Raw genomic sequence first — 15,795 nt, forward strand, 5'->3', positions numbered from 1 at the left:
GGCATCGGCCCGATCATCGGATCGGCGATGGCATACCGTGAGTATCCGCCGTCTTGATTCTGGCAAAAAGCGTGTTAGTCTCAAATCAATCTTGATTTGAAATCAACAATGAAGACATCCACCGACGAACTGCTGGTATTCGTAACCGTGATCGACAGCGGCTCGATTACGGCCGCCGCCGAAAAGCTGCAGCAGACCGTCTCCGGCGTGAGCCGTGCGTTGACGCGGCTGGAGAAAAAGCTGGATACAGCGTTGATTCGCCGGACGACGCGGCGCTTGCAGCTCACGGAAGAGGGCGTGCTGTACCTCGACCGGGCGCGGGCGATTCTGGATGCGATGGAGGAGGCCGAGCAATCGGTGGCGCGCCGGCGCGAGCGCCCAAGCGGACGTTTGCGGGTCGACGCGGCGTCGCCGTTCATGCTCCACTGCATCGCCCCGCACATGAAAGCGTTTTCGGCGCTGTATCCGGAGATCCGGCTCGAGTTGACGAGCAACGAGCGGATCGTCGATCTGCTCGAGCAGAAAGTGGACATCGCGATTCGAATTGGCGCATTGCAGGATTCGACGCTGCATGCGCGTTCGCTCGGCAGCAGCAAGCTGCGTATCGTGGCGAGCCCTGGCTATCTTGGCGAGTGCGGCGAACCGGATTCTGTCGAGGCGTTACGCACGCATCGCCTGATCGGTTTTACCGCGCCGGAGCATCTGAACCGCTGGCCGTTGCGGGACGGCGCGCGTGCATGGTTGAAGATCGCGCCGGTCATGACGGCGTCGAGCGGCGAGACGATCCGGCAGCTATCGTTGGCGGATAGCGGCATCGCCTGCCTTGCGGATTTCATGACGCTCGCCGATGTACGCAGCGGGCGGCTGGTGCCGATTCTCGCCGACGCGCTTGTCGACGAACGGCAGCCGGTTAGCGCGGTGTTTTATCAGAGCGCGGCGCTCGCGGGGAGGGTGCAGGCGTTTCTGGATTTTATCGGGACGCGCTTGCAGCTTTAGGCGCGTCCCGACGTCATTCAGCTTGCCTTCCTGCCTCGCGTCGCCCCGCTGCCCGCGAGACCACATCTCATTTTGTCCACTTGCCACTCAACCCGTCCAACGTGTATATACAAGTCATTGCGAAGTGACAGCGCTGGCCCGTGCCCGCATCTGACGCAGGAACCCGCACCGCGCTTGTGAATGCCTGCGAAAACCATGCCAGTCATGATTCGGGATTTAATGGAAATCCCTGATATCAGATCATTAAAAACAAGTTGTATATACAAGCCGTCGACGCTAGACTTCTCTCAAATTGTATAGACAGGACTCTTCCATGATGATTCTCAAGCCCGGTCACCTGACTCTCCAGCAACTGCGCCAGATCGCCCGCGAACAGGTCACGCTGCAGCTCGATCCCGCCAGCTTCGCTGCGATCGACGCCTGCGCCCAGGCCGTGGCCGATATCGCCGCGAAGGGTGAGCCCGCTTACGGCATCAACACCGGTTTTGGCCGCCTCGCCAGCACCCATATCCCGCACGACCAGCTCGAACTGTTGCAACGCAATCTGGTGCTCTCGCACGCGGTTGGCGTGGGCGAGCCGATGTCGCGTCCGGTCGTGCGTCTGTTGATGGCGCTCAAGCTGTCGAGCCTCGGCCGCGGTCATTCTGGCATCCGCCGCGAAGTGATGGACGCGCTGATCACGCTGTTCAATGCCGACGTGCTGCCGGTGATTCCCGTCAAGGGTTCGGTTGGCGCCTCGGGCGATCTCGCGCCGCTCGCGCATATGTCGGCAGCGCTGCTGGGCGTCGGCGACGTGCTCGCCAAGGGCGAGCGCATGGCCGCAACCGAAGGCTTGCGCCTCGCCGGCCTCAAGCCGCTCACGCTGCAGGCGAAGGAAGGTCTGGCGCTGTTGAACGGCACCCAGGCATCGACCGCGCTCGCGCTCTACAACATGTTCGCGATCGAAGACCTGTACCGCACCGCGCTGGTGGCGGGCGCGTTGTCGGTGGACGCGGCGGCCGGTTCGGTGGCGCCGTTCGACCATCGCATTCACGAGCTGCGCGGCCACCAGGGGCAGATCGACGCCGCGGCGGCTTACCGTTCGCTCCTCGAAGGCTCGGGCATCAATCTGTCGCACCGCGATTGCGGCAAGGTACAGGATCCGTACAGTTTGCGCTGCCAGCCGCAGGTAATGGGCGCGTGTCTGGACCAGATGCGCCACGCTGCGGACGTGCTGCTGATCGAAGCGAACGCTGTCTCGGACAATCCGCTGATTTTCCCGGACACGGGCGAAGTGCTCTCGGGCGGCAATTTCCACGCGGAGCCGGTCGCCTTTGCGGCCGACAATCTGGCGTTGGCCGCAGCCGAAATCGGTGCGCTTGCCGAACGTCGCATCGCACTGCTGATCGATTCGACGCTCTCCGGTCTGCCGCCGTTCCTCGTCCGCGATGGCGGTGTGAACTCCGGCTTCATGATCGCCCACGTCACGGCCGCCGCGCTCGCTTCTGAGAACAAGACGCTTGCGCATCCGGCCTCGGTCGATTCGCTGCCTACCTCGGCGAACCAGGAAGACCATGTGTCGATGGCGACCTTCGCGGCGCGCAAGCTCGGCGATATCGCCGAGAACACCGCCAATATTCTTTCGATCGAACTGCTGGCCGCCGCGCAAGGTGTCGATCTGCGCGCACCGCATAAAACCAGCCCGAAATTGCAGCACGTGATGAACACGGTACGCCATGAAGTCGCGCACTACGAACTCGATCACTACTTCGCGCCGGACATCGAGGCGGTCACGCATCTCGTGCAGAACGGCACGATCGCTGCACACAGTCCGCTGACGTTTCCGTCCGAGCAGTAAGCACGTGACACCATTAACGGCAAACCCGGCATGAACGCACCGGCCTATCAGGGAATCAAGGACTTCATCCTCTCCCGCATTTATGCGGGCGAATGGGGTGAGGGCGACCAGGTTCCCTCGGAAAACGAGCTTGCCCGCGAGTTCAACGTGGCGCGCATGACGGTCAACCGTGCGCTGCGCGAACTTACCTCCGAGCAGGTGCTGACGCGCGTGCAGGGCTCCGGCACGTTCGTTGCGCGGCCGAAATACGAATCGACCCTGGTGGCGATCCGCAGTATCTCCGACGAGATCGTGGCGCGCGGTCATCGCTATCAGGCGAAGGTGTTGCACATCGGCGCGGCGATTGCCGACGAAGCGCTTGCCGACGAGATGCAGGTGAGCGCCGGCAGTCCGGTGTTTCATTCGCGCGTGCTGCATTTCGAAAACGACGAGCCGGTGCAACTCGAAGAACGCTGGGTCAACCCGGCGGTCGCCCCCGATTATGCGTTGCAGGACTTCACCAGCACCACGCCGAACCAGTATCTGGTGCGCGTCGCGCCGCTGCAGCGCGTCGAATACCGTATCGAGGCGGCTTTGGCCGATGCCGATACGCGTCGATTGCTGACGATGGATGAACTCGAGCCCTGCCTCGTGCTGCATCGACGCACGTGGTCGCAGAGTCTGGTCGCATCGGTGGCGAATCTGTGGCATCCCGGCAGTCGTTACCGCTTCACTGGACACTTTTGATCTTGCTTCCTGAGCTGCGCTTTCAACCTGCGCATTTGACGTGATTTTTTGAGTACTTTTCCGCCTCCGAGGGCCACCATGAACAACCCCAAGCACATCGATCCGCGTCTCGACCCGACCCGTACGATTCGCGCCCCGCGTGGCGCCGAAAAGACCTGCAAGAGCTGGCTCACGGAAGCCGCCTATCGCATGATCCAGAACAACCTGGACGCGGAAGTCGCCGAGCATCCGCATGCGCTCGTGGTGTACGGCGGCATCGGCCGCGCTGCGCGCAACTGGGATTGCTTCGACCAGATTCTCGCCACGCTGAAAGATCTCAACGACGACGAGACGCTGCTGATCCAGTCGGGCAAGCCGGTTGGCGTGTTCAGGACGCATGCCGATGCGCCGCGCGTGCTGCTGGCGAACTCGAATCTCGTACCGCACTGGGCAACGTGGGAACACTTCCACGAACTCGACCGCAAGGGCCTGATGATGTACGGCCAGATGACGGCGGGGAGCTGGATTTACATCGGCAGCCAGGGGATTGTTCAGGGCACCTACGAGACTTTCTTCTCGGTAGCGAACCAGCATTTCAACGGCGACCCGAAGGGCCGCTGGATTCTGACGGGCGGTCTCGGCGGCATGGGCGGCGCGCAGCCGCTCGCTGCCACCATGGCCGGCTTCTCGATGATCGCTGTCGAGTGCGATGAGACGCGCATCGACTTCCGTCTGAAGACCCGTTACGTCGATCGCAAAGCGAAGACGCTCGACGAAGCGCTTGCGATTGTCGAAGAGGCAAAGAAGACGGGCAAGCCCGTGTCGGTCGGTCTGCTCGGCAATGCGGCCGACGTGTTTGCCGAATGCGTCGAGCGCGGCATCACGCCGGACTGCGTGACAGATCAAACGAGCGCCCACGATCCGATTCATGGCTACCTGCCGCAAGGCTGGAGCGTCGAAGACTGGCGCGAACGCCAGAAGACGGCGCCGGACAGCATCACCAAACCGGCCAAGCAGTCGATGGCCAGGCAGGTGCAGGCCATGCTGACGCTGCAGGAACGTGGCGCCGCGACGCTCGACTACGGCAACAACATCCGCCAGATGGCGCTGGAAATGGGCGTCGAAAACGCGTTCGATTTCCCGGGCTTCGTGCCGGCGTATATCCGTCCGCTGTTCTGCGAGGGCAAGGGCCCGTTCCGTTGGGTTGCGCTGTCGGGCGATCCTGAGGATATCTACAAGACCGATGCGAAGGTCAAGGAGCTGATCCCCGACGACGCACACCTGCACAACTGGCTCGACATGGCGCGCGAACGGATTGCGTTCCAGGGTCTGCCGGCGCGGATTTGCTGGGTGGGTGTGAAGGACCGGTATCGCCTCGGCCAGGCGTTCAACGAGATGGTCAGGAATGGCGAATTGAAGGCGCCGGTCGTGATTGGGCGCGATCACCTCGATACGGGTTCGGTGGCGAGCCCGAACCGCGAAACCGAATCGATGAAGGACGGCTCTGACGCTGTCAGCGACTGGCCGTTGCTCAACGCGCTGCTCAACACAGCGGGCGGCGCGACATGGGTATCGCTGCATCACGGCGGCGGGGTGGGCATGGGCTTTAGCCAGCACTCCGGCGTGGTGATCGTCGCTGACGGTACAGATGCCGCCCGCGAGCGTCTCGGCCGCGTGCTGTTCAACGATCCGGCCACGGGCGTGATGCGTCACGCGGACGCCGGCTATGAACTCGCGCAGGAAACGGCCCGTGAGGTGGGGCTTAATCTGCCGATGCTGGGCCGTTGATCGTGACGCCGGATAGCGGCACGACATTGATCCGCGGTGCCGATCTCGTGGCGACGCCGTGGAAGAACGGCGGCGGCGTCACGCGCGAGGTGGCGGCTTTTCCTCAAGGCGCGAAGCTCGATGGTTTCGTGTGGCGTGTGAGCATTGCAGACGTCGCGCAGCCGGGGCCGTTCTCGCGCTTTGACGGGATCGACCGGACGCTGGTGTTGCTGTCGGGCGCGGGTATGCTGCTTGATGAAGCGAACGGTCCGACACATGCTCTCAAGCAACCGCTAGAGATGGCGCGCTTCGCAGGTGAGACCGCGATCGACGCGCGGCTGGTCGATGGCGCGACGCGCGATTTCAACCTGATGGTGCGGCGGGGTGCGGCGACGGGCGAGGCCGAGGTATGGCAAGTCCAGACCGAGGGCGCCGCGGGTGCTATGGGTTCTGCGTCAATACGTCATTTGTCGGCCGATGCCGTACTGCTGTTTTGCGCGGCCGGTTCGATCGAGGTGACACTCGGCGATGCCACTCCAGTGACCCTCGCAATAGACGACACGCTGCATATCCAGTCGCCTGATGGCCTGGCGTGCAAGGTGAGCGGCGAAGGCGCACTGCTCGCCATCCGCTTGCATTACGCGTGAGCTGAAGCCGATCGGCCCTCACATCCACAGACCGCAACAAGCTGCAACGAGCACGCGATGAAGCAAACCGTCTGGCATCACCTGAAGCTTTGCCCGCAGGGCGATCCGCACAACACGCTGGACGATGCCGCGATCGCCGTGCGCGACGGCCACATCGTCTGGCTCGGTGCGGCCAGCGAACTGCCGCCCGACTATGCCGCTTGGCGGCGCGAAGACCTCGGTGGTGCATGGGTCACACCTGGCCTCGTCGATTGTCATACGCATCTCGTGTACGGCGGCCAGCGCGCCGACGAGTTTGCCCAGCGCCTCGCCGGTGTCAGCTACGAAGAAATTGCGCGCCAGGGCGGCGGCATTGTCTCGACGGTACGCGCGACCCGCGCCGCCGACGAAGAGAGCTTGTTGCGCCAGTCGGCTGCTCGCCTCGAACCGCTGCTTGCCGAAGGCGTGACTGCCATCGAAATCAAATCCGGTTATGGGCTCGACCTCGCCAGCGAGCGCAAGATGCTGCGCGTCGCGCGCCGTCTCGGCGAACAGTATCCGGTGTCGGTTTATACGACGTTTCTCGGTGCGCACGCGTTGCCGCCTGAGTTTGCCGGTCGTGCCGACGACTACATCAGCGAAGTCTGCGAGCGCATGCTGCCCACGCTGGCCGACGAAGGTCTCGTGGATGCAGTCGATGTTTTCTGCGAGCGCATCGGCTTTTCGCTCGCACAAAGCGAGCGCGTCTTCGCCGCGGCCGAGCGCTACAAGCTGCCGGTGAAGATGCATGCCGAGCAGTTGTCCAACTGCGGCGGTACGGCGCTTGCCGCGCGTCATCATGCGTTGTCCGCGGATCATCTCGAGTTTCTCGACGAAGCCGGCGTGGCCGCCATGAAGGAGAGCGGCACGGTCGCCGTGCTGCTGCCCGGCGCGTACTACTTCATCCGCGAGACGCAGTTGCCGCCGCTCGATCTGCTGCGCCGCTACGAAGTGCCCATCGCCATTTCCACCGACAGCAACCCCGGCACGTCGCCCACCACCTCGCTCCTGTTGATGATGAACATGGCGACCACGCTGTTTCGCATGACCGTCCCCGAGGTGCTGCAAGGCGTCACGCAACATGCGGCGCGCGCATTGGGTCAGGTGGGTCGTCATGGTTCGCTGGCAGTGGGCCGCGCGGCGGATTTCGCGGTCTGGCAGGTCGAGACGCTGGCCGAACTGGCTTACTGGATCGGTCGTCCGCTGTGCGCGCGCGTGGTGCGCGCAGGCGAGACGGTCTATACGCGGTGCGACTCCGCCAGTTGATTGAATCCATCAAGGTCTGAAGATGACTGAACCCACTCGAACGTCGCCCCACGCATTGTTTGCAGAGCACGCGTATCTGCCCGATGGCTGGCGCCGCAACGTGCTGCTGACGTGGGATGCCACTGGCACGCTGACGCACGTGAGCCCGGATACGTCCGCGCCGCCGGTGGGCGTGAGCCGCGCAGCGGGCCCCATCCTGCCCGGCATGCCGAACCTGCATTCGCACGCCTTCCAGCGCGCGATGGCGGGTCTGACCGAATATCGTGCGAACGCCACGGACAACTTCTGGAGCTGGCGCGACCTGATGTACCGCTTTGCCGCGAAGATCACGCCGCAAGGACTCGCCGCTGTTGCGCAGTGGCTCTACATCGAGATGCTGAAGGCGGGCTATACGTCGGTGTGCGAGTTTCACTACGTGCATCACACGCCGGACGGCAGCCGTTACGTCAATACGGCCGAACTGGCCGAACGCGTCGTGGATGCGGCCCAGACGAGCGGCATCGGCATGACGATGCTGCCGGTGCTCTACCAGTACGGCGGCTTCGGCGCGCGCGCGCCGCGGGCCGATCAGCAGCGCTTCATCAATACGCCTGAAAGCCTGCTCGATCTGCTCGGCAAACTGCGTGACGCACGCCCCGAAAGCTCGGCCCTGCGCTACGGTGTGGCGCCGCATTCGTTACGTGCGGTCTCGGAACAATCGCTGCGCACGCTGCTCGACGGGCTCGATACGGACCTGCCGGGTGCACCGGTGCACATTCATATCGCCGAACAGACCGCGGAAGTCGATGCCTGTCTCGAGACCGAAGGCGCCCGCCCGGTGCAGTGGTTGCTCGAGCGATTCCATGTCGATTCGCGCTGGTGTCTCGTGCATGCGACCCACGTCGATGCCAACGAAACGCTCGCGCTTGCCAGGAGCGGCGCGGTGGCGGGGCTGTGCCTGACGACCGAAGCCAACCTCGGTGACGGCATCTTTCCGGCGCACACCTATCTCGACGCGCAGGGACGCTTTGGTATCGGATCGGATAGCCATATCGGCGTCGACTGGCGTGCCGAACTGCGGCTGCTGGAGTACGGTCAGCGCCTCTCGCGCCGCCAGCGCAATGTGCTCGCCTCGACTGACGCGCCGTTTGTCGCCGACCGCCTGTTCGCCGCCGCGCTCGACGGCGGTGCGCACGCCACCGGTCGTGCCGTGGGCGCGTTGAGAGTAGGGCAGCGGGCCGACTGGCTGGTGCTCGACGCGGATCATCCGGGCATCGCCGAACACACGCCGCAAGCATGGCTCTCGGGCGTGGTTTTCTGCGAGCATGGCGAGACGCCGATTCGCGATGTCTATACCGGCGGCGAAAAGGTGGTCGAGAATCGCAGACATCGCGATGAAGAACGTGCGTACGCGCAATATAGGGTCGCGCTCGCCGAGCTGCTCAAGTGATGCCGGTTTGAAACAACGTCAACGGGCGACTCGGGTAAGCTGTCAGATGACGCCCCGATCCCACTGATTCTGGACTGACATGACTGCTTCGAACACTCCGCCGGTTTTTTCGCTGCACGAGGGAAGTGCGCCCCTGCTGATTTCGATTCCCCACGTGGGCACGAACATTCCCGCCGACATTGCCGCGACGATGACACCCCTCGCCCAGCGCACCGAAGATTGCGACTGGCATCTCGACCGCCTGTACGCGTTTGCGCGCGAGCTCGGCGCCTCGTTTCTGATGCCGAGCAACGCGCGCTACGTGATCGACCTGAACCGTCCGCCCGACGGCGCGAATCTCTATCCGGGTCAGGACACGACAGGCCTTCTGCCCGTCGACACGTTCGACAAGGAGCCCCTGTATCTCGACGGACATTTGCCCGACGATGCCGAGGTCGCACGCCGCCGCGAACTCTACTGGAAGCCGTACCACGAGGCGCTGTCAGCGCATCTGGCGGCGTTGAAGGCAAAACACGGCAAGGTACTGCTATGGGAGGCGCACTCGATCCGCTCGCACGTACCGCGTTTCTTCCCGGGGCGGCTGACGGACTTCAACTTCGGCACCTCAAACGGCGCGAGCGCCGTGGCGGGACTGGCTGAAGCGCTGGTGGACGTGGTCGAACGCCACGGCGGCTACTCGGCAGTTGCGAATGGCCGCTTCAAGGGTGGCTATATCACACGCCAGTACGGTCAGCCGTCCGAGGGCATTCATGCAGTGCAGCTCGAACTCACGCAGATTACGTACATGGAAGAGCAGATGCCGTACGCGTATGACGAAACGCTCGCCGCGCAGGTCGAACCGCTTCTGAAGACGCTGGTGCAAACCGCGCTCGAGCGCGTCGCCGCCGCGTAAGAATGGCGCGTCGATCGGTACAAACTGCCTTTCCGGTTGTACGTGCCAGATACGGAAACGCTTGAAACACCGCTGAATGCGACGGTCCCCGCCTGTCTGTCACGACGGGCGGGGACCGTTTTGCCTTGTAGCGGGGCTAGCCGCCGGCATCAATGACAGTGTCTCTCCCAGTGTCCATGGACGTGGACCTTATGGCACACGCGATGGTGGTCGTCGGCGTGCGCGGGCGCGATGGCGCCGAGAGTAACGAGTGCTGTGCTCAAGGCAAGTATGATCTTCTTCATCGAATTACCCTTCTCAGGTTGGGGGAACGGAAACCTTACACCAGCACAATACGTGCCGCATAAGTCTGACCAATCCCGCGCGAGATGCTATCCCGTCTGCGGAACGCACCCGTTCAGGGCATGTCAACAGAAAGGGCGTATGCGCGAGGGCGTATCCACGCCCCCCTGTTCCGGTCGCCAGATACGCCACGCCGCACCCTTACGGGACATACCGGTTGCGTGCCGCACGGCGAAGCGACTACCCTTTGACAAAAACGGCGCGCGCGGGCTGAAGCCCGCCGGCACGTCATACACTAATCGGGCGAGAAAAGATGGAAGACCCAGCAATGGAAGATTCCGACGAGTTCCTGCTTTCGATCTGGCGAGCAAATCTGGTGGTGCTGACCCAGGAGGTCGGCGCGGCAACCCGCCTCGCGCGGATGATGACGTTCTCTGCAAGCTATCTGAAACTGATGTTGTCCGGCCAACGCGAATTCAGCGAGGAGTTCGTGCGCGGTGTCGAGGCGGTGACGGGCTTGCCCGCCGGCTGGATGAACACGCCGCATGAGGCGGGCGAGATTCCCGCGAACGCCCGCGAGGCGATCGACAACGAGATGCCGCTGGCGCGCTTTCGCGGCACGGCGCATCCGGTGCGCAAGAAAACGGTGCTGCGTCCGCCCGAGCCGATCTTCGGTCAACCGGCGCCCGCGCGGCGCGCGGAGGAGGAGATGTTCGACGCCGAGGCGCACCGGCGTCACGTGCTGTTTCGCAAGGTGCGCGATCTGGCGGTGCAGGACGTGCGCCGCTTCGAGCGGCATCTGGCGAGTCCGCCTGTCGAACTGGCCGCGTTGCGCGCCAAGGTGGAGGACGTGATCGCCGCCACCGAACTGGAGGACACCGACCACGCCGATCTGACCGGCCGGCTCGAGCAGATCGAAAAGCATCGCAATCTGCTGATGCGGCATGTGGAGAAACTTCAGGCGCTGCTTGTCAGGCTAGGTGAAAGCGAGTGAGGCGGGCGCGTAGTTGACGGGCTCGCCTGAAGCGCTCACTTGCGCGCGCGATGCCGTTCAATCGCCAGCCGGCAGATTCTGTCGCAGAGTTCGCCGAACGCGATGCCGCGTGCCTGCGCCGATTGGGGCAGCAGGCTGGTCGCCGTCATGCCGGGCAGCGTGTTGACTTCGAGGCACCACAGCACGCCGTGGCTATCGAGCCGGAAGTCGGAGCGGCTGTAGCCGTCCAGCTTCAACGTACGATGCGCGAGCAGCGCCAGGGCGCGAGCGTTTTCGGCGATATCTTCCGGCAAGTCGGCCGGAAAGATTTCGCGCACGGCGCCGGGCTGGTATTTGGCCTTGTAATCGAACACCGCATCTGGGTCGATGACGATTTCTCCGACCGTCAACGCTTCGTCGCCGAGTATGCCTACCGTGATTTCGCGGCCCGCGACGAACTGCTCCAGCATGACTTCGCTGTCGTACGCAGCGGCCAGTGCGATGGCCGGTTCGAGTTGTTCCGCGGAGCGCACGACCGACAGACCGACGGTCGATCCCTGGCTGTTCGGCTTCACGACGAGCGGGTAACCCAGTTCCGCGCCGGCGGTGGCGGCGTCGACCGGTGCCATCAGCCAGCGAGGGGTGGGAATGCCCGCGCTCACGAAGAGCCGCTTGGCCATGTCCTTGTCCATTGCGAGCGCGCTGCCCAGATGCCCGCTGCCGGTGTACGGCAACTCCGCGAGATCGAGCATGGCCTGCATGGTGCCGTCCTCGCCGCTGCCGCCGTGCAAGGCGACGAACACCACGTCGACGCCGGCGAGCGTCGCTGCCTGCAGCGCGCTCGTTTGCCCGGAGCGCATCAGCGCCAGTTCCTCGGAGGCGGGCGGTGCTTCGTTGACGCGTGAGTTGAGAAAACGCACTTCGTCTTCGCCGGTCAGCAGGCCGCGCGATGTGTCGATGGCCAGTACTTCGTGTCCCGATTCGCGCAACGCGCGCACGATCTGTGCGCCGCTGGCAATCGACACTTCTCGTTCCTCGCTGGTGCCGCCGAACAGCACGGCAATCTTGAGCGGGTTGGTTTGCATAGCGACGGGCCTTCAGTTCGTGGGTGTTTTGCGGGATGCGCGAGAGGGGATTCTGTTGCGCCATAATCGGTAAGCGCACGGCGCAACATTTTACAGAGGTACGGGCCGCCGATGCATGCTCACAGCCTGAGTTCAGTCAGAATCTGTTCAGCGAGGAAGTCACATGGAGGACGGTTGGAGCGGGCGCTACGTGCCAGCACGATTTCCAGTTCTGGCAGAGCAGGCAGGCCGTGTGGGCGCCCGAGTTGCACGAAGTGGCCAGGCACCGCGCAGCGCGCAAGCGGCGCGATTGCGAGCCCCGCTTCGACCATGCTGAAGAGACCCATCAGACTCGGGCTCTCATACGACGTGCGATAGGCGATTTTTGCACGCTCGAGCGCGTGGATCGCGTTCGCCCGCGCGACACTGCCCGCACCGAACAGCGCAACCGGCAATGGCCGCTCTTTCCAGATCTCGCGTCCGCTGGTCGACGCGCCTGCCCACGTCATCGGTTCGAAGCGGATGAACTCGCCGTTCAGATTTTTCAGGCGCGTCACGCAGGCGAGGTCGACCTTGTTGTCCTTGACGAGTGGCGCGAGCGCATGGCTCGGCAGGCCGATCACCTGAATCTCGACCTTCGGGTAGCTCGCCGAAAACTTGCGCAGCACCGCAGGCAGCAACGATGCCGCGTAGTCGTCCGGCACGCCGATCGCGACACGGCCCTTTACCTCCGGATGCACCATCGACGCCCACGCTTCGTCACGCAGGGCCAGCATCCGGCGGGCGTAGGCGAGCAGCACCTGACCGTCGGCAGTCGGCGTGACGCTGCGCGCTCCACGTACGAACAACGGCTTGCCGAGCGCGTTCTCCAGCGTGCGAATCTGCATGCTGAGCGCGGACTGCGAGCGATGCACGAGCGCGGCGCCGCGCACGAAGCTGCCGGCATCGGCGATGGCGACTACCATCGCGAGCACGTCGAGATCCAGGGCTTTCATAGGTATCAGAAAAGCTGATCGAAAGGTTCAATATAACGCGTTTGTCTGAACACAGGGTGACCGGCATACTGCGGCTGGTCACGGGCGACGGGCGAGGTTCGCTTGCTCCTGCGACCTTTCTGAAGCTATGCAACACTGCACTGAAACCGGAGACCACCACGATGCCGATGACCTACGATGACTTCAAGCAACTGGGCATGCGCCTCGACATGTCGCGCGGCAAGCCCGCGCCCGAGCAGCTCGAGCTCTCGCGTGCCTTGCTGGAGGAGGCGGGCACGACGGGCTTTCTGTCGCGCGACGGCATCGACTGCCGCAACTACGGGCACCTGCTCGGCCTGCCGGAAGCCCGCGAGTTGGGCGCGGCGTTGCTCGAGGTGCCGGCGGCGCAGGTGGTGGCGGGCGGCAATTCGAGCCTCGAGTTGATGCACGATGTGCTGGCGTTTGCGATGCTGTTCGGTGTGCCGGGCGGCGAGCCCTGGCGCAAGCAAGGCGATATTGCCGTGCTATGTCCGGTGCCCGGTTATGACCGGCACTTTGCGATCTGCGAGGCGCTCGGCATCCGCATGATCAACGTGCCGATGAACGACGACGGCCCGGATATGGATTTCGTCGAAGCCCAGGTGGCGAGCGACGCATCCATCAAGGCCATCTGGTGCGTGCCGCTCTATAGCAACCCGAGCGGCGCGATCTACTCGGACAATGTGGTGCGGCGTCTCGCTGCCATGCCGGCTGCCGCGCCGGATTTCCGCTTGTTGTGGGACGACGCTTACCGCTTCCATCATCTGACTGCTCGGAAGCACACCACCCTTAATGTGCTCGACGCCTGCGCGGCAGCCGGACACGAGGATCGCGCGCTGATATTCGCGTCGCTTTCGAAAGTGACGTTCGGCGGCGGGGCGATGGCGTTTTTGGCCGCATCGAAGCGCAATGTGGACTGGTGGCAGCAGCGCGTATCGGTACGAACGATCGGCCCGGACAAGCTGAACCAGTTGCGCCACGTGCGTTTCCTGCGCGACCGCGCTGGTCTCGAGCGGCTGATGGAGCGTCACCGCGCGCTGGTGGAGCCGAAATTCGCGGCGATCGCGGCGGCGTTCGACGAGCATCTCGGTGGCCTGGAGAATGTGAGGTGGAATGCGCCGGCGGGCGGCTACTTCATCAGCCTCTACACGCCGCCTGGGTTCGCGAAGCGCACCGTGGCGCTTGCCGCGGAGGCCGGCCTCGTGCTGACGCCGGCGGGCGCCGCTTATCCGTATGGACGGGATCCGGACGACCGGCATCTGCGGATCGCGCCCACCTTCCCGTCACTCGATGCAGTACGGCTCGCGGCGGTGGGGATTGCGCTGTCGCTGCGGCGGGCGCTGGAAGAGCGCTGACGGCGGGCGTTCGGCCCACGCTTTTTGCGGCCGTCACGCTTTTGTTGTAAAAGGGAGCGCATGACTGATCGCTCCCGACTGATTCCCCTTATCGTCGCCTGTCCGCTGTTCCTGCAAAACCTCGACACGTCGATCATGGCGACGGCGTTGCCGTCGATCGCCCGCTCGCTGCAGGTTCAAACGCTGCATCTGAACCTGGCGATCACCTCCTATCTGCTAAGCCTTGCGGTGTTTCTACCGGCGAGCGGCTGGCTCGCGGACCGCTTCGGCGCGCGCCGCGTGTTCTGCTCCGCCATCGCGCTGTTCTCGCTCGGCTCGGCCTTATGCGGGCTGGCGCAATCGATGCCGCAACTGGTTCTGTTCCGCGTCCTGCAGGGCATGGGCGGGGCGATGATGGTGCCGGTCGGGCGGCTGATCCTGTTACGCAGCATCCCGCCCGCGCGGATGGTCGCGGCCATGGTGTGGTTCACCGTGCCCGGCGCCATCGGGCGGCTCGCAGGACCGCTGCTCGGCGGCCTGGTGGTCACGATTACCTCATGGCGCTGGATCTTTCTGCTCAACATCCCGTTCGGTGTGCTGGGCGTGCTGATGGCGATGAGCTTCATCGACGATACCCACGAACCGGTTTTTCAACGCTTCGATCTCGCCGGTTTCATTCTGCTTTCGAGCGGGCTGGTCGGCCTGGTCGGCGGTCTCGATACGGCCGGCCGTGGGCTGGTGCCGCAGGAAGTCACCTTTGCGCTCGCAGGGCTCGGTGCGCTGTCGATCCTTGCGTACTGGGCCTATAGCCGCCGCCACGATGACGCGATCATCGATCCCAACCTGCTGCGTTACAAGGCGTACCGGACCGCGGTGGTCGGTGGTATGCCGTTGCGTGTCGCGATCGGCGCCTCGCCGTTTCTGATGCCGTTGATGTTGCAGCTCGGCTTCGGCTTGTCGCCGCTGCAGTCCGGCTCGCTTAGCGTGGCGACGGCGGTCGGTTCGCTCAGCGTGCGCGCGGTGATGCAGCAGGCTATCCGGCGGATCGGCTTTCGCACGCTGCTGATCGGCGCGACTTCGCTCACTGGATGCTTCTATGCATGCTATGGACTGTTCCGGCCGAGCACGCCGCATCTGCTGATCTTTGTCGTACTGCTGTTCGGCGGCTTGTTCAACTCGCTCGGCATGGTGACGCTCAACACGCTCGGCTACTCGGATATGCCCAAGCCGATGATGAGCCGGGCAACGGCTCTCTCGAGCATGGCGCAACAACTTTCGATCAGTATCGGGGTGGCGTTTGCGGCCTCGCTGCTGGCGTTGACGGCGCATCTGCACGGCGGCAGTGCCGCGCATCTGATGGCGCGCGACTTTTCGCCCGCGTTCGTGGTGATCGGCGCGTTGACGTTGAGTTCGTTGTTCTTCTTTACCAGGCTCTCCCACGACGAAGGGGCGGAGCTACGGTAGCGCCAGGTGAACCTCCGATGTGCTACAAACACACTACCGATCGGGACGAGGTGCCATCTTGGGGAAAATTGCCGTAACGCTGCAACTGTCGCTTGTATCAGTGAGGGC

At 63.9% G+C, this 15,795-nt stretch carries 13 protein-coding genes; 11 read left to right on the forward strand and 2 right to left on the reverse strand.

Translation table 11 applies throughout. The features are described from left to right. Nucleotides 1–108 precede the first annotated feature (108 nt). The 9 genes from P3T20_RS18485 to P3T20_RS18525 all read left to right on the forward strand — a co-directional run bounded on the left by P3T20_RS18485 (nucleotide 109) and on the right by P3T20_RS18525 (nucleotide 10,833). Complete coding sequence (locus P3T20_RS18485) at nucleotides 109–996, forward strand: LysR substrate-binding domain-containing protein (protein ID WP_074265061.1); 888 nt, start codon at nucleotides 109–111, stop codon at nucleotides 994–996. A 313-nt stretch (nucleotides 997–1,309) separates the two neighbouring features. Continuing rightward, on the forward strand, nucleotides 1,310–2,833 hold the full coding sequence (gene hutH / locus P3T20_RS18490) for a histidine ammonia-lyase (RefSeq protein WP_174567514.1): 1,524 nt from the start codon (nucleotides 1,310–1,312) through the stop codon (nucleotides 2,831–2,833). Nucleotides 2,834–2,863: 30 nt separating this feature from the next. Next, entirely contained in the window at nucleotides 2,864–3,559 is a 696-nt protein-coding gene (gene hutC, locus P3T20_RS18495) for a histidine utilization repressor (RefSeq protein ID WP_074265060.1), read from the forward strand. Nucleotides 3,560–3,637: 78 nt separating this feature from the next. Beyond that, the gene (gene hutU / locus P3T20_RS18500) at nucleotides 3,638–5,326 is read left to right on the forward strand and encodes a urocanate hydratase (protein WP_074265059.1); all 1,689 of its coding nucleotides are present in this window, start codon (nucleotides 3,638–3,640) and stop codon (nucleotides 5,324–5,326) included. Further along, the gene (locus P3T20_RS18505; protein ID WP_143787524.1) at nucleotides 5,323–5,952 is read left to right on the forward strand and encodes a HutD/Ves family protein; all 630 of its coding nucleotides are present in this window, start codon (nucleotides 5,323–5,325) and stop codon (nucleotides 5,950–5,952) included. The genes hutU and P3T20_RS18505 overlap by 4 nt, the downstream gene beginning before the upstream one ends. 57 nt (nucleotides 5,953–6,009) lie before the next feature. Further along, a complete protein-coding gene (gene hutI / locus P3T20_RS18510) occupies nucleotides 6,010–7,236 on the forward strand; it encodes an imidazolonepropionase (protein ID WP_074265058.1) in 1,227 nt (408 codons plus the stop codon). A 22-nt stretch (nucleotides 7,237–7,258) separates the two neighbouring features. Further along, on the forward strand, nucleotides 7,259–8,665 hold the full coding sequence (locus P3T20_RS18515) for a formimidoylglutamate deiminase (RefSeq protein WP_074265057.1): 1,407 nt from the start codon (nucleotides 7,259–7,261) through the stop codon (nucleotides 8,663–8,665). Nucleotides 8,666–8,744: 79 nt separating this feature from the next. Next, on the forward strand, nucleotides 8,745–9,557 hold the full coding sequence (gene hutG, locus P3T20_RS18520) for an N-formylglutamate deformylase (RefSeq protein WP_074265056.1): 813 nt from the start codon (nucleotides 8,745–8,747) through the stop codon (nucleotides 9,555–9,557). Between the two features lie 610 nt (nucleotides 9,558–10,167). Continuing rightward, complete coding sequence (locus P3T20_RS18525; protein ID WP_074265055.1) at nucleotides 10,168–10,833, forward strand: hypothetical protein; 666 nt, start codon at nucleotides 10,168–10,170, stop codon at nucleotides 10,831–10,833. 35 nt (nucleotides 10,834–10,868) lie between these two features. Here the strand turns inward: P3T20_RS18525 and P3T20_RS18530 are convergent, their stop codons facing one another. Both P3T20_RS18530 and P3T20_RS18535 read right to left on the reverse strand, forming a co-directional pair. Then, nucleotides 10,869–11,897: a D-alanine--D-alanine ligase gene (locus P3T20_RS18530; protein WP_074265054.1), complete on the reverse strand. Its 1,029-nt coding sequence runs from the start codon at nucleotides 11,895–11,897 to the stop codon at nucleotides 10,869–10,871. Between the two features lie 119 nt (nucleotides 11,898–12,016). After that, a complete protein-coding gene (locus tag P3T20_RS18535; protein ID WP_074265053.1) occupies nucleotides 12,017–12,871 on the reverse strand; it encodes a LysR substrate-binding domain-containing protein in 855 nt (284 codons plus the stop codon). 140 nt (nucleotides 12,872–13,011) lie between these two features. Between P3T20_RS18535 and P3T20_RS18540 the strand changes: the two genes are divergently transcribed. Then, a complete protein-coding gene (locus P3T20_RS18540) occupies nucleotides 13,012–14,244 on the forward strand; it encodes an aminotransferase class I/II-fold pyridoxal phosphate-dependent enzyme (protein WP_302050858.1) in 1,233 nt (410 codons plus the stop codon). 60 nt (nucleotides 14,245–14,304) lie between these two features. Then, complete coding sequence (locus P3T20_RS18545; RefSeq protein WP_074265052.1) at nucleotides 14,305–15,687, forward strand: DHA2 family efflux MFS transporter permease subunit; 1,383 nt, start codon at nucleotides 14,305–14,307, stop codon at nucleotides 15,685–15,687. Nucleotides 15,688–15,795: the final 108 nt, after the last annotated feature.

The organism is Paraburkholderia sp. GAS206C, from assembly GCF_050435645.1.
In the GTDB taxonomy this organism is placed as follows: Bacteria; Pseudomonadota; Gammaproteobacteria; order Burkholderiales; family Burkholderiaceae; genus Paraburkholderia; species Paraburkholderia phenazinium_B.